This window comes from Streptomyces incanus (genome assembly GCF_042656345.1).
Lineage (GTDB): Bacteria > Actinomycetota > Actinomycetes > Streptomycetales > Streptomycetaceae > Streptomyces > Streptomyces incanus.
Window position 1 is genome coordinate 41,322 of the sequence record NZ_JBHSPC010000086.1, and the last position, 14,177, is coordinate 55,498.

The 14,177-nt window shown below is 69.8% G+C and carries 13 protein-coding genes, 1 tRNA gene and 3 pseudogenes; 7 read left to right on the plus strand and 10 right to left on the minus strand.

What is annotated here, in order from left to right; genetic code table 11:
- The first annotated feature begins 48 nt into the window (after positions 1-48).
- Complete coding sequence (locus ACFP2V_RS26245) at positions 49-456, plus strand: hypothetical protein (protein ID WP_381217394.1); 408 nt, start codon at positions 49-51, stop codon at positions 454-456.
- A gap of 162 nt (positions 457-618) precedes the next feature.
- Here the strand turns inward: ACFP2V_RS26245 and ACFP2V_RS26250 are convergent.
- The 6 genes and pseudogenes from ACFP2V_RS26250 to ACFP2V_RS26275 all read right to left on the minus strand — a co-directional run.
- Positions 619-837: pseudogene (locus ACFP2V_RS26250) on the minus strand (LLM class flavin-dependent oxidoreductase); the annotation flags it as partial.
- A 10-nt stretch (positions 838-847) separates the two neighbouring features.
- On the minus strand, positions 848-1,720 hold the full coding sequence (locus tag ACFP2V_RS26255) for a DUF72 domain-containing protein (RefSeq protein WP_381217397.1): 873 nt from the start codon (positions 1,718-1,720) through the stop codon (positions 848-850).
- Between the two features lie 340 nt (positions 1,721-2,060).
- Positions 2,061-2,297: pseudogene (locus ACFP2V_RS26260) on the minus strand (LLM class flavin-dependent oxidoreductase); the annotation flags it as partial.
- 107 nt (positions 2,298-2,404) lie between these two features.
- Entirely contained in the window at positions 2,405-2,863 is a 459-nt protein-coding gene (locus tag ACFP2V_RS26265) for a hypothetical protein (protein WP_381217400.1), read from the minus strand.
- A 32-nt stretch (positions 2,864-2,895) separates the two neighbouring features.
- On the minus strand, positions 2,896-3,444 hold the full coding sequence (locus ACFP2V_RS26270) for an RNA 2'-phosphotransferase (RefSeq protein WP_381217403.1): 549 nt from the start codon (positions 3,442-3,444) through the stop codon (positions 2,896-2,898).
- 211 nt (positions 3,445-3,655) lie between these two features.
- Positions 3,656-4,213: pseudogene (locus tag ACFP2V_RS26275) on the minus strand (SDR family NAD(P)-dependent oxidoreductase); the annotation flags it as partial.
- Positions 4,214-4,604: 391 nt separating this feature from the next.
- Between ACFP2V_RS26275 and ACFP2V_RS26280 the strand changes: the two are divergent.
- From ACFP2V_RS26280 to ACFP2V_RS26305, 6 genes are all read left to right on the plus strand, one after another.
- The gene (locus tag ACFP2V_RS26280) at positions 4,605-5,624 is read left to right on the plus strand and encodes an ABC transporter ATP-binding protein (protein WP_381217493.1); all 1,020 of its coding nucleotides are present in this window, start codon (positions 4,605-4,607) and stop codon (positions 5,622-5,624) included.
- Positions 5,614-6,531 carry an ABC transporter permease gene (locus ACFP2V_RS26285; protein ID WP_381217406.1) on the plus strand — a complete coding sequence of 306 codons (918 nt, stop codon included), beginning with the start codon at positions 5,614-5,616 and terminating at the stop codon, positions 6,529-6,531. Before ACFP2V_RS26280 ends, ACFP2V_RS26285 begins: the two co-directional genes overlap by 11 nt.
- The gene (locus ACFP2V_RS26290) at positions 6,528-7,439 is read left to right on the plus strand and encodes an ABC transporter ATP-binding protein (protein ID WP_381217409.1); all 912 of its coding nucleotides are present in this window, start codon (positions 6,528-6,530) and stop codon (positions 7,437-7,439) included. The genes ACFP2V_RS26285 and ACFP2V_RS26290 overlap by 4 nt, the downstream gene beginning before the upstream one ends.
- A gap of 11 nt (positions 7,440-7,450) precedes the next feature.
- Positions 7,451-8,170, plus strand: a complete 720-nt coding sequence (locus ACFP2V_RS26295; protein ID WP_381217412.1) for an ABC transporter permease subunit — start codon at positions 7,451-7,453, stop codon at positions 8,168-8,170.
- 315 nt (positions 8,171-8,485) lie between these two features.
- Positions 8,486-8,716, plus strand: a complete 231-nt coding sequence (locus tag ACFP2V_RS26300) for an SGM_3592 family protein (RefSeq protein WP_381217415.1) — start codon at positions 8,486-8,488, stop codon at positions 8,714-8,716.
- Positions 8,717-9,030: 314 nt separating this feature from the next.
- Positions 9,031-9,115 (plus strand) — tRNA-Ser (locus tag ACFP2V_RS26305).
- Between the two features lie 65 nt (positions 9,116-9,180).
- Here ACFP2V_RS26305 and ACFP2V_RS26310 read toward each other — a convergent pair.
- The 4 genes from ACFP2V_RS26310 to efeB all read right to left on the minus strand — a co-directional run bounded on the left by ACFP2V_RS26310 (position 9,181) and on the right by efeB (position 14,172).
- The gene (locus ACFP2V_RS26310; RefSeq protein WP_381217418.1) at positions 9,181-9,984 is read right to left on the minus strand and encodes an HAD family hydrolase; all 804 of its coding nucleotides are present in this window, start codon (positions 9,982-9,984) and stop codon (positions 9,181-9,183) included.
- The gene (gene serS / locus ACFP2V_RS26315) at positions 9,981-11,258 is read right to left on the minus strand and encodes a serine--tRNA ligase (protein ID WP_381217421.1); all 1,278 of its coding nucleotides are present in this window, start codon (positions 11,256-11,258) and stop codon (positions 9,981-9,983) included. Before serS ends, ACFP2V_RS26310 begins: the two co-directional genes overlap by 4 nt.
- A gap of 597 nt (positions 11,259-11,855) precedes the next feature.
- Positions 11,856-12,788: a prephenate dehydratase gene (pheA, locus tag ACFP2V_RS26320; protein WP_381217424.1), complete on the minus strand. Its 933-nt coding sequence runs from the start codon at positions 12,786-12,788 to the stop codon at positions 11,856-11,858.
- 91 nt (positions 12,789-12,879) lie between these two features.
- The gene (gene efeB / locus ACFP2V_RS26325; RefSeq protein ID WP_381217427.1) at positions 12,880-14,172 is read right to left on the minus strand and encodes an iron uptake transporter deferrochelatase/peroxidase subunit; all 1,293 of its coding nucleotides are present in this window, start codon (positions 14,170-14,172) and stop codon (positions 12,880-12,882) included.
- Positions 14,173-14,177: the final 5 nt, after the last annotated feature.

Here is a 14,177-nt window from a genome sequence, read left to right on the forward strand (position 1 = left end):
CTTCGTACGGTGATCTGTGCCACTCGATTCTGACCCGTCGTCTGCCCGGTGGGCGTCACAGCCCTGCTCTCCAACGGACTTCACCACGTTCCGTCACCCACCGGCAAGTTCGGGTCATGCCTTCACTCGCGGGAACCGGCCCGGTACGTCGGTGGTGCCGCGGTCTGGCTGATGCGCCGGGCAGCCGGGGCCTCGGCCATGGGCGAGGGAACCGCCGACCGGGGTGACCCGAGAGAGCGCATATCGCAGTACGCCCGTGGCAGGGCGGACACGACACGCATCACGGTGACGCTGCCGACCGGTCAGGTCGCCGAACGGCGCAAGCTCACCGACAACGCCTCCGGTTACGTCGTCGAGGCGGCGCTGCGTCAGCCGGGCCCGGTGGCCATGCTGACCTCCGATGTCGACGGCATGGCCCGGTTGTGCGGCGACCGTGTCCGGCTCATCGGCATCTGAGGACGGCCACAGCAGTCACCCGCGGTGTTCCGGTGCCTGTGGGTATCGGCCCCGGCTTCGCTGGGGTTTGTCGTCGCGCGGGGATGGCGAACGATCGCCCACCATTCGCCGTCTGGTGGGAATCCTCCCTGCTCAGGTCGCGATAGGCGAAAAAGGCTTGACTGAGGTGACGAGTGTGCCGAGCCGGAGCCGTTCGGTGGCCGTCGCGGCGGCGGTGAGCGTGGGTACCGCGCCGAACCAGGGGCCGTCCCGGAAGCTGCGCCAGGACAGGTGGCCGTAGGTGCAGGCGGCGTGGAAGCCCAGCTCCTCGGCGCGCCGCCACTTGTCGCGGCTCCCCTCGCGTCAGCGGTCGATCGGCGGAATCACAGTGCTCAGTCGCACGGGGACGAGCCTACGAGAGACCGAGCAGGTGTTGCATCGACTGCGCGGCGCGGACGGCGGCGTCACCGCAGCAGTTGTTGAACAGAACGTGGACCTCCCGCGCCTGCTCGGCCATCTCGCGGACGCGCGGTGTCCACTCGGAGAGTTCTCCGGGCGTGTACGAGTGGCGGAACCTCTCTTCTTTGGTGCCGGTCCCCCACGCGCTGTTGCGACCGTGGAAGCGCACCAGGGCGAGTTGCGGGGTGGTGACCCGTATGACCGGTGGTACGGAAGCGGGAAGCGTCTGCACCATGTCCACGGCCACGGCGGCCGTGTCCAGCTCCGTCAGCAGGGCGGTCGTCGCATCGACGTGCTCCTCGCGCCACCAGCCGGGGTGTCGGAACTCCACGGCCATCGGCCATCCCGCGGCACGCTCCCGGCACCGGCGCAGGAACTCCACCGCCGGCCTCCCCGGCACGAGCCGGTGCGGGAACTGGAAGACCAGCGTCCCCAGACGGCCGGATGCGCGCAACGGCTCGAGGGCCGCGCTGTACCGGTCCCACACATCGTCGAGCAGTCCGGGATCGATGCCTGCCCGCCCCCGCTGCCGTGCGAGGATCGGGCGTAGTTCGGCGGGTAGCGCTTCCGGCCGTGTCGGATGCCCGGTGAGCAGGGAGAACGCCTTCACGTCGAACCGGAAGCCCTCAGGGGTGCGGTCGGTCCACAGAAGGCTGTTACGGGTGCTGGGCAGCCCGTAATAGGTGGAGTCCACCTCTGCCACCGGGAACTGTGTGGCGTAGTGCCGCAGTCTGCCCTCCGCGTCGCGGTGGCCTGTCGGATACCAGCCGCTGGACACCAGCGCCTTGTCCGTCCACGAGCAGGTTCCGACCCGGATCTCTCCCATCCCGCCCGTCTTCCCCGGACACGGTGACGGATTCGTCCGGCACGTGGGGTCATCCGCCCGGCGGTCCGCAACGGACCCCGGTGGTTCCGCCGGATCCGTCGGTCAGCGAACCTTGCCGCTCCTCCAGGGCATGAGCGGGGCGCCAGGCGCGAGTTCTCGTACGTCTCATCACCGGGGAGCGGGACGACCAGCCGCCAGCCGGGCGGGAAGAGCCGCCCCTTCACATGGGTGGGTCCATCGGCGTCGACGCTCGGTACGACACCTGACCTCGTTCCGCCCCGTGCCGCACGCTGGGATTTCCGTGGGGCCGAACCAGCGGTGGTGTCTGCCCGGTTCAGCTCGTGGTGGGTGGACAAGACGTGACCGAGGTGACGAGCGTGCCGAGCCGGAGCCGTTCGGTGGCCGTCGCGGCGGCGGTGAGCGTGGGTACCGCGCCGAACCAGGGGCCGTCCCGGAAGGTCCGCCAGAACACGTGGTCGGAGGTGTGTCCCGTGTGAAAGCCGAGTTTCTCGGCGCGCTCCCACACCGAACGGCTGCCCTCGTTCCAGCGGCGGTACGGGAGGATCACGGTGCTCAGCGCAGACTCATGCCGTCGAGCCCAGGACCTGTCGTTTGGATCATGCCGGGCTCGCGGGACCCGGTGCCCAGGTGTTTCACGTGAAACGGTCGCCACGTGTCCAGCGATCACCGCACGCGCGCACTCAGCCAAGGCGTGAGGACGATCATGGGGATGAACTCCTTGTGCGTCCGGTCTCCGGGTAGCGGCACGATCAGGAAGTGGCCCGGCGGGAAGCTCCGTCTGCGGACGTGGGCGAGGCCGTCGAAGACGGAGCGGAGGAAAGCGGGCACTTCGTCGCGGGGGATGTCGGGGCACTCCACCCCCTCCACGTCGATCAGGGCGTCGTCCTCGGGATAGAGCCGCACGCCGACCCGGGGCAGGCCGCCGAACTCGACGTAGGCCTCATGGGGGAGGGAGCCGTCCGGGTCGGTGGTCACGCCCACGCCCGCCGCGGTGCGGCGTGATGTCTGGTCGGCGCCGATGTCATGGGTGACCTCGATCTCGCGCCCGTACCCGTCCGCGAGCGCCCGGAGGGCGGTGACGGCGGCCTCTGTGGTGGGCAGATGTTCCATACCGCTGATCATGCAATGCCGTCGGCCGTCGGGGAACCGCTGCGTCAGTGGCTCTCGGAGAACCGCAGATACCCAGGGGGCACGGTGTGGGTCAGCCACACGCCGTTCGCGCTCACCCGGAAGACACGGCCGTCGCGGTGCATGGCGGCCGAGTCCACGGAGAGCACCACAGGGCGGCCCCTGCGGGCACCCACGCGGGTCGCCGTCGCGCGGTCGGCGGAGAGGTGCACGTCGTGCCGGTTCATGGGCAGCAGACCTTCGGCGCGGATGGCGGCCAGGTGGCGGGCGACGGTGCCGTGGAAGAGGTACGGCGGTGGGGTGGCCGGCGGCAGTCCGAGGTCGACCTCGATGCTGTGCCCCTGGCTGGCGCGGATCCGGGTGCCTTCGACCGCGAAGCGCTGCTTGTCGTTGGCGGCGACGACGTGGTCCAGTTCCGCTCGGGTGAACCGGAAGTCGTGTGCGGCCGCCGCGGCGATCAATGCGTCGATCCCGACCCAGCCGGCCTCATCGGGGGTGAGTCCGATCGCCTCGGGCTGATGGCGCAGATGCCTGGCCATGTACTTCGACACCTTCACGGTGCGTCTTTCGTCCATCCGCTCAGCCTGCCGGGAGAGATGTGAATCACGCGATTGATTTTGCCCGGGATGTTTGATCCACAGCAAAGTCTGTTTATCCACAGCGGAGTCGGCCGACCCTGTGGACAACAGTATCGGCGGCTCCCGGATGGTCCCGTCCCGTCGGCTGACGCGGGCCTCGGGCCGGCCCTCGTCGCGGCCTTACACCGGCGGCTTCACACCAGCGGCCTCATACCGACGGCTTCACCCGAGCGATCCTGCGCAGTGCCCACGGCATCCACCGCGCCAACACGTACGCGCCGCGTGCCTCCGGGGTCACCGGTACCACCGCGTCGTCCCGCGCCACCGCGTGCAGAATCGCGGCGGCGACCTTCTCCGGAGGATAGTTGCGCAGCCCGTAGAGGCGGGCCGCCCGCCGCCTGCGGCGCTGTTGCTCCTCGGCGTCCGCGCCCGCGAAGCGCGCGCTGGAGGTGATGCCGGTGTTGACGATGCCGGGGCAGACGGCCGTCACGCCGATCCCCTGCCCCGCGAGCTCCGCGCGCAGGCACTCGCTGAGCATCAGCACCGCCGCCTTGGAAGTGCTGTAGGCGGGCAGCGCCCGGGACGGCTGGTACGCCGCGGCGGACGCCACGTTCACGATGTGACCGCCCTGCCCGCGCTCGGCCATACGCGCTCCCAAGAGCCGGCAACCGTGGATCACGCCCCACAGATTGACGTCGAGAACCCGTTTCCAGTCCTCCGGAGTGGTGTCGAAGAAGGAGCCGGCCAGGCCGACACCCGCGTTGTGACGCCGCCCGTGCGCACCCGGCGCTCACGCGCGCGCCGCAGCACTGTTCCGGACAAGCCCGTCACTCCTCCTCCGCCCCGCGCCGACGGGCGAGCCCGAACGGCTCTCCCGCGCCGTTCCCACCGGCGGACGCCGCATCACGGCTGTGCCACGCGTCCGCACCCGTCTGCTGTGCCATGCGTCCGCACCGTCGACTGCGCTCCGTGTCCGTAGCGTGACACCGGCGAATCCGGCAACTCACCGGAGGCCGGACCAAGAGGAGACTCCCGGCCGCGGACAGCTCCCGGCGGGAGGAGCCCCTACGGGCCCGTACAACCAGAGGGGGATGCCAAGACGGCTCTCCGGGCTGACGACCCGCGTGGTGCGGGTCACTAATGTCGGGGACGTGACTGTGATCGCGACCGAAAGCCTGAGCAAGCGGTTCCCCAGGGTGACCGCGCTTGACCGGCTCTCCATGGACGTCGGGCCCGGTGTGACCGGGCTCGTCGGGGCCAATGGAGCCGGCAAGTCCACATTGATCAAGATCCTTCTGGGTCTTTCCCCCGCCACGGAGGGCCGCGCCGAAGTGCTCGGCCTCGACGTCGCGACCGAGGGTGCCGCCATCAGGGAGCGGGTCGGCTACATGCCGGAACACGACTGCCTGCCGCCGGACGTCTCGGCCACCGAGTTCGTGGTCCACATGGCACGCATGTCCGGCCTGCCGCCCACCGCCGCGCGGGAGCGCACCGCGGACACCCTGCGCCATGTCGGTCTGTACGAGGAGCGCTACCGCCCCATGGGCGGCTACTCGACCGGCATGAAGCAGCGCGTGAAGCTCGCGCAGGCCCTGGTGCACGACCCGGACCTGGTCTTCCTGGACGAGCCGACCAACGGCCTCGACCCCGTCGGCCGCGACGAGATGCTCGGCCTGATCCGCCGCATCCACACCGACTTCGGCATCTCGGTCCTGGTCACCTCACACCTTCTGGGCGAACTCGAGCGCACCTGCGACCACGTGGTCGTCGTCGACGGCGGCAAACTGCTGCGCTCCAGCTCCACCACGGACTTCACGCAGAACACGACCACCCTCGCGATCGAGGTCACCGACACCGACGAGCACCCCGACGGCACCCGCGCGGTGCGCGAAGCGCTCCACGCGCGCGGGGTGACCGTCCAGGACGGCAGCGGGCTGCCGGGCTCCGGACACGTTCTCCTGCTCACCGCCCGGGGCGAGGAGACCTACGACCTGGTGCGGGACGTGATCGCCGACCTCGGACTCGGCCTGGTGCGCATGGAACAGCGCCGCCACCACATTTCCGAGGTCTTCACGAACAACACGGACACCGTCGCGGGCACGGACGCAGGTACAGGTACAAACACCGGGGCCGGCAACGGCGAGCAGCGGAAGGAGGCGGTCGGCCATGGCGGTTGAGCAGCCCTTGCAGACACCCGCACCGACGTCGGGTGACCAGACCCGGATCCACAATATCGGCTACCGCTCCTACGAGGGCCCCCGCCTCGGCCGTTCCTACGCCAGGCTCTCGCTGTACTCGCAGTCCCTGCGCGGCTCCTACGGCCTCGGCCGCTCGGCGAAGTCCAAGGTGCTGCCGATGCTGCTGTTCGTGGTGATGTGCATCCCCGCCGCCATCATGGTGGCCGTCGCCGTGGCGACCAAGGCGAAGGAACTGCCCGTCGACTACACCCGCTACGCGATCATCATGCAGGCCGTGATCAGCCTGTACATCGCCTCGCAGGCACCCCAGTCCGTCTCGCGCGACCTGCGCTTCAAGACCGTACCGTTGTACTTCTCGCGTCCCATCGAGACCGCCGACTACGTACGCGCCAAGTTCGCGGCCCTGACTTCGGCCCTGTTCATCCTGACCGCCACTCCCCTACTGGTGCTCTATGTGGGCGCGCTGCTGGCCAAACTCGATTTCACCGACCAGACCAAGGGGTTCGCGCAGGGGCTCGTCTCCGTGGCACTGCTCTCACTGCTCTTCGCCGGCATCAGCCTGGTCATCGCGGCGATCACCCCGCGTCGCGGCTTCGGCATCGCCGCCGTGATCGCCGTGCTGACCATCTCCTACGGCGCGGTCTCCACTCTCCAGGCGATCGCGCACGTCCAGGACAGCTCCCAGGCGATCGCCTGGATCGGCCTGTTCTCGCCGGTCACCCTCATCGACGGTGTGCAGTCCGCCTTCCTGGGCGCGAGCACCACCTTCCCCGGCGGAACGGGACCGTCGAACGGCGAGGGCGTGGTGTACGTCCTCATCACCCTCGGCCTGATCGCGGCCTGCTACGGCCTTCTGACGCGCCGCTACCGGAAGGTGGGCCTGTGACCACGCTCTCCATCGACCACGTCTCCCGCTGGTTCGGCAACGTGGTCGCCGTCAACGACATCACCATGACCATCGGCCCCGGCGTCACCGGCCTCCTCGGCCCCAACGGTGCCGGGAAGTCCACCCTCATCAACATGATGGGCGGCTTCCTCGCCCCCTCCACCGGCACTGTCACCCTCGACGGCCAGACCGTGTGGCGCAACGAAAAGATCTACCGGCAGATCGGCATCGTCCCCGAGCGTGAGGGGATGTACGACTTCCTCACCGGCCGCGAGTTCGTCGTCGCCAACGCCGAACTGCACGGACTGGGTGCCAAGGCGGCCCAGCAGGCCCTGGCGACGGTCGAGATGGAGTACGCGCAGGACCGCAAGATCGTCACGTACTCCAAGGGCATGCGGCAACGCGTGAAGATGGCCTCCGCACTGGTCCACGAGCCGTCCCTGCTCCTGCTGGACGAACCGTTCAACGGCATGGACCCGCGCCAGCGCATGCAGCTGATGGACCTGCTGCGGCGCATGGGCGACGAGGGCCGCACCGTGCTGTTCTCGTCCCACATCCTCGAAGAGGTCGAGCAGCTCGCCTGGCACATCGAGGTCGTCGTCGCCGGCCGGCACGCGGCCAGCGGCGACTTCCGCAAGATCCGCCGCCTGATGACGGACCGCCCGCACCGCTACCTGGTGCGTTCCAGCGACGACCGCGCCCTCGCGGCCGCGCTGATCGCCGACCCGTCCACGTCCGGCATCGAGGTCGACCACAGCGAGGGCGTCCTGCGCATCCAGGCCGTCGACTTCGCCCGCTTCACGTCCCTGCTGCCCAGGGTCGCGAAGGACCACGGCATCCGCCTGCTCACGGTCTCGCCGTCCGACGAGTCCCTCGAGTCCGTCTTCTCGTATCTCGTCGCGGCGTAGGAGGCCGAACCATGTACGACCCCACAGTCGCCCGACTCACCTACCGGGCCCTGCTCGGCCGTCGCCGGGCCCTCATCCTGGGCGCCCTGCCCCTGCTGCTGATCGCGATCTCCGTGGCGGTGCGCGCCCTCGCCGGTGCCGACGACCAGACCGCGGCCGACGTGCTCGGCGGGCTGGCACTCGCCACCATGGTGCCGATCATCGGTGTCATCGCGGGAACCGGCGCGATGGGTCCCGAGATCGACGACGGCTCGGTGGTGTACCTGCTGTCCAAGCCGATCAAGCGGCCCACGATCATCTACACCAAGCTGATCGTGGCGATCGCCGTGACGATGGTCTTCTCGGCGGTGCCCACCCTGATCGCCGGCTTCATCCTCAACGGCAACGGCCAGCAGGTCGCTGTCGCCTACACGGTGGCCGCGCTGGTCGCCTCCATCGCGTACGCGGCACTCTTCCTGCTGCTCGGCACCGTCTCCCGGCACGCGGTGGTGTTCGGGCTGGTCTACGCGCTGGTCTGGGAGGCCCTGTTCGGCTCCCTGGTGCCCGGCGCGCGCACGCTGAGCGTCCAGCAGTGGTCGCTGGCGGTGGCCCAGAAGGTCTCCGGCGGCGATCTGGTCACCTCGGACGTCAGTCTCACGACCGCGACGGTCCTGCTGGTCGTCGTCACCGTCCTGGCCACCTGGTACGCCGGTCAGAAGCTGCGCACGCTGACACTCGCCGGGGAGGAGTGACCTCACCCCGTTCCGCACCTCATTCCGCTCCGGCACACCGGGCACGGGGACACCGAGGGCTGCGGCTCACGATCCGACGGAAGGGCTGATCGCGATGGCGGGTGGGGCGGCCGGGCACGACGAACGACGGGAGCACGAGGGCGAGGGCCGACCTGCCCACCGACCCGTCCACGGGCCCGACGACCCACCCGGTCACGAGCCGGACCACGGGCCGCGGACTACCGGCCGGACCACGGGCCGGACCACCGGACCCGTGACCGGGACGCCGAGGCCGAGACCGAGGCTGCGGACAGCGGCTCCACCGTCCCGGACGACGTGGTCCTGGACGATGCCTTCATCCGTGCTGCGGAGACCGCCGAGCCGTCCGCCCGCACCCGCATGCTGACCGAACGCCGGCGGCACGAGGAGCCGGAGCCGCAGCCCTGGCGCTCCGACGAGCCGCCGGCGGGCCCGGTTCTTCCGCAAGGCATGCCGACGCGGGTGGCGCCGCCGCCGGGAGTGAGCGCGGCAGGGCGGCCGATGGTGGGCGGCCGGCCGTCCCGGTGACGACGAGGACGGCAGGGCCCTCGTGGCCCTCGCCCCGCGTCCTTGGCATGATCCAGACGGCAGACCCTAAATGAGTGGCACCCAGCTCGCCCGGCGGGCAGAGTGGTGGTGTCCGCATAGCCGGGAACGTCCGGTGTCGTGATCCGGGAGAGGAGCGGGACGATGTCCATGCACGGCAGTACGTCCAGCTCCTGCCAGGGCAGCCGACGGCGGGCTCCGGAGTAGTTCCTGCTCCTTCGCCGAGTCCGCCCCACGGGGAGCTGCCCGGGGCGGCCGCTTCGAGCACGCGCATCAGCCGCGTGGGCCGCCCACCCGGAGGATTGGCCGAGAGGTAAGGCACCGGCTTGCTAAGCCGCGGTCGGGCGAAAGCCCGCGCACGTTCGATTCGTGCATCCTCCGCAAGACGTTGAACCCGCCCACTGAGCCCTCCAGTTCCTGAACGGCTCAGTGGGGGCGTCACGTCCTCAGCCCAGCAACCGCTCCAGCACCACCGCGATCCCGTCCTCCTCATTGGAGGACGTCACCTCGTCGGCCACCGCCCGCAGTTCCTGGTGGGCGTTGGCCATGGCGACGCTGTGCGCGGCCCAGGCGAACATCGGGATGTCGTTGGGCATGTCGCCGAAGGCGATCGTCCCCGCGGCCTTCGCCCCGAGCCGACGAGCGGCCAGGGACAGCCCGGTGGCCTTGGACAGGCCGAGGGGAAGCAGTTCGACGATGCCCTCGCCCGCCATGACGACGGTGACGAAACCGCCCGCGGTGAGAGTGGCCACCCCGGCGAGCTCGTCGTCGGTGAGGGTCGGGTGCTGTATGTACAGCTTGTTCAGGGGCGCCGACCACAGATCCGACGCGTCCGTGAGCGGCGTCGAGGGCAGTCTGCCCGTCACCTCGTAGCCGGGGCCGACCAGCACCTCGCCGTCCAGACCGTCGCGGCTCGCGGCCAGGTGCAGCGGGCCGACCTCCGCCTCGATCTTGGCCAGTGCCACCCCGGCCAGCTGCCGGTCCAGCGTCACCGACGTGAGCAGCTTGTGCGCTCCGGCGTCGTACACCTGGGCGCCCTGGCCGCAGACGGCGAGGCCCTGGTAGCCGAGGTCGTCGAGGATGGGCCGGGTCCAGGGGACCGCGCGGCCGGTGACGACGATGTGGGCGGCGCCCGCCGCGGTGGCCGCGGCGAGCGCGTCCCGGGTGCGGCGGGAGACCGAGTGGTCGTCACGCAGCAGCGTGCCGTCGAGGTCGGTGGCGATGAGTTGGTACGGGAACGGCGTGCTCACCTGGCAACCGGTTCCAGGAGCTCCCGGCCGCCCAGGTACGGACGCAGCACCTCGGGGACCCGCACCGAGCCGTCGGCCTGCTGGTGGTTCTCCAGGATGGCCACGATCGTGCGCGGCACGGCGCACAGGGTGCCGTTGAGCGTGGCGAGCGGGCGCACCTGCTTGCCGTCCCTGACGCGGATCTGGAGCCGGCGGGACTGGTATTCGGTGCAGTCCGAGGTCGAGGTCAGCTCGCGGTACTTGCCCTGGGTCGGGATCCACGCCTCGCAGTCGTACTTCCGCGCGGCGGAGGACCCCAGGTCGCCCGAGGCGACGTCGATCACGCGGAACGGCAGCTCCAGCGACGTCAGCCACTGCTTCTCCCATTCCAGCAGCCGCTGGTGCTCCTCCTGCGACTCCTCCGGAGTGACGTAGGAGAACATCTCGACCTTGTCGAACTGGTGTACGCGGAAGATGCCGCGGGTGTCCTTGCCGTGCGAGCCGGCCTCGCGCCGGAAGCAGGGCGAGAAGCCCGCGTAGCGGAGCGGCAGCCGGTCGGCGTCGATGATCTCGTCCATGTGGTACGCGGCGAGCGGCACCTCGGACGTGCCGACCAGGTAGAGGTCGTCCTTCTCGAGGTGGTAGACGTCCTGGGCCGCCTGGCCGAGGAAGCCGGTGCCCGCCATGGACTGGGGCCGGACCAGGGCCGGGGTCAGCATCGGGGTGAAGCCGGCCTCGGTGGCCTGGGCGATCGCGGCGTTCACCAGAGCCAGCTCGAGCAGGGCGCCGACGCCGGTCAGGAAGTAGAAGCGCGACCCGGAGACCTTGGCGCCGCGCTCGACGTCGATGGCGCCGAGGATCTGGCCGAGCTCCAGGTGGTCCTTGGGCTCGAAGCCCTCGGCGTCGAAGTCGCGGGCGGTGCCGTGCGTCTCCAGCGTGACGAAGTCCTCCTCGCCGCCGACGGGGACGTCGGGGTGGACGAGGTTGCTCAGCCTGCCCAGAAGCTCCTGTGTCTCGGCCGCTGCCGCGTCCCGCTCCGCGTCGGCCGCCTTGACGTCGGCCGCGAGGGTGCCGGCCCTCTTCAGCAGCTCGGCCTTCTCGTCGCCGGTCGCCTTGGGGATGAGCTTGCCGAGCGCTTTCTGTTCGGCGCGCAGCTCGTCGAAGCGGACGCCGGACGACCTGCGCCGTTCGTCGGCGGACAGGAGGGAGTCGACGAGCGCGACATCCTCTCCACGGGCGCGCTGCGAAGCGCGCACACGGTCGGGGTCCTCACGGAGCAGGCGAAGGTCAATCACGCGGTCAAGGCTACCGGTGCGTGGTGACGCCCCACGACTCACTATTCCACCGGAGCCACTCACACCCCGTTATGGGTGAATTGTGCAATGTGTCCACAGAGGTTGAGCAGAAGTCGCCATGGGGCGTCCCGAGGGTCCGTTTGGCGTCGATCGGGGCCGAGGAGAGTGGCCCACTCCCTGGGAAGGGCCGGTTCGCGTGCTGCCCGTGAACTCGAATCCCTTGCGGAAAAGGGATTCGAGGTCCGGTTGTCCACAGGTGTCCACAGGGTGTGGAAAGTTATCCACAGGGTGTGAAGAAAGTCTGTGGATTTCGGAATGAGGCATTCCGGAACGTGCGACCGGAGGCGAGGATTCCCGTCACGAACTCTCCCCTACCTCCACTTTCAGGCGGAAAGCGGTCACCCCGAAGGGTTGACGAAAGGAAAAGGGTGAACGAAGGGTGTCCGCCGGGCGAGTGAACGCGATCATGGATCGCAGGGGGATTTGTCGACGGAACGGCACAACGCTGTCGACTTGTCCCCGGATCGAGAAGTTGGCCTGTGGATAACTTCTGTGGATAACGAAAATCAGAAAATAGGACTAATGGGGCCGAGGATTTCAGAACCGGCCGTCCTGGCAGCGCGCCACCCAGTCCGCCGCGGACGCGAATTCGTCGTCCGAGGTTCCGGGCCGCGGCTTCCGTACCTCAGCCGGCCCCGCATCCGCACGCGGGTACGAACCGAGGAAGCGCACCTGAAGGCAGACCCGCTTGAGACCCATCAGCGTCTCGGCCACCCTGCGGTCCGAGATATGGCCCTCGGCGTCGATGCAGAAGCAGTAATTGCCGATACCGGCACCGGTGGGCCGGGACTGGAGCAGCATCAGGTTGACGCCGCGCGTGGCGAACTCGCCCAGCAGATCGCGCAGGCCGCCGGGGTGGTCGTCGCGCTGCCACACCACGATGGACGTCTTGTCCGCCCCGGTGGGTGCGGCGGGGCGTGCGGGCCGTCCGACCAGGACGAAGCGGGTCTGGGCGTTCTCCGCGTCGTGGATCCCGGTCTCCAGGGCCTCCAGCCCGTACCGGGCCGCCGCGAACTCGCCGGCGAAGGCCGCGTCGTACCGGCCCTCCTGCACCAGCCGGGCCCCGTCCGCGTTGGAGGCGGCCGATTCCCAGACGACGTCCGGGAGGTGTTTCTTCAGCCAGTTGCGGACCTGTGGCTGGGCGGCGGGGTGGGCGGTGACGGTCTTGATCTCCGACAGTCTGGTGCCGGGGCGGACGAGCAGCGCGAAGGTGATCGACAGCAGCACCTCGCGGTAGATCGTCAGCGGGGTGCCCGCGACCAGTTCGTCGAGGGTGGTGGTGATGCCGCCCTCGACGGAGTTCTCGATGGGGACGAACGCGGCCTCGGTCTCCCCGGCGCGTACCGCGTCGAGCGCGGACTGTACGGACACGTACGGGATCAGCTCCCGGGTGGCCGCCTCCGGGAGAGTGCGCAGGGCGACTTCGGTGAAGGTGCCCTCGGGGCCGAGATACGCATAGCTCGCTGGCATGACCTCACCCTAGTGGGCCCACGCCGAGGGCATCCCCGGATGTCCTCCCGGGAGTGATGTGCGAGTGGCATGCGAGTGAGGCGGGGCCGCCTCATCCCTCCAGCAACCGCTGCCCCACATACTCGTTCTCCGCCGCGCCGCCCGGCACCGCGTACAGTCCGCTCGCCTCGTGCCGGAGGAACGGCGTCAGCGCGTCGCCCCGGTCGAGTTTGCGCTGCACCGGCACGAAGCCGCGCAGCGGGTCGGCCTGCCAACAGACGAACAGCAGACCCGCGTCGGGCACGCCGTCCGGGTCGATGCCGTCGTGGTACGAGAGCGGGCGCCGGAGCATCGCCGCGCCACCGTTCTGGTCGGGGCGGGTGATCCGGGCGTGGGCGTTGATGGGGACCACCAGATTGCCCGCGGAGTCCGTCTTCTCCAGGTCCATCTCGGAGGTCTCGGTGCCTCCGGACAACGGTGCCCCGTCGGACTTGCGGCGGCCGACCACGGCCTCCTGCTCCTTGACCGCGAGCTTCTCCCAATCGTCGAGCAGCATGCGGATACGGCGTACGACCACGTAGGAGCCGTTCGCCATCCAGGCGGGGGCGCCGTTCGCCGGTACGAAGATCCGCTGGTCGAAGTCGGATTCGGACGACTTGGGGTTACGTGTGCCGTCTATCTGGCCCATCAGGTTGCGGGCGGTCATCGGGCGGGTGGTGGTGCCGGGTGAGCGGTTGAACCCGTTCATCTGCCAGCGCACCCTGGCCGCCGAACCGGCGTCTTTCTGCACGGCGCGCAGTGCGTGGAAGGCGACCAGGGCGTCATGGGCGCCGATCTGTACCCACAGGTCGCCGTCGCTGCGGGCCTTGTCGAGGTGATCCGAGGAGAAGTCGGGCAGCGGGTCCAGAGCCGCCGGACGCTGCTTCTCCAGTCCGGTGCGGGCGAAGAAGCTGTGGCCGAAGCCGAAGGTGAGGGTCAGGGAGGAGGGGCCGGCGTCCTGTGCCACACCGGTGTCGCCGTCGGCGCTCGGCTCGCCTGCCATGAGCCGCCGAGCCGTGTCCGACCAGCGGCGCAGCAGGGCAGCCGCCTCCTTGCGCCCGGCGCCCGGCGCGAGGTCGAACGCGATGAGATGACCGCGGGCCGGAAGCCCTTCGGTGATACCGGGCTGATGCTTCCCGTGAAACATTGCCCGGCCCTCACCCACGGAGGACAGCGGGGTGGCTTCGGCCGGTGCGGCGGCGTAGCCCACGGCACCGCCCGCAGCACCGAGCACGAGCCCGGTGGCCCCGGCGGTGCCGAGCAGACGGCGCCGGGAGATGCCTTCCCGGTCGGTGGGTGCGGCGGCGCCTTCCCGGGGTTCCGGCGCCGCGGGGGTGCGGGCCTCCGAAATGGACTGGTCAGCCATGGTGG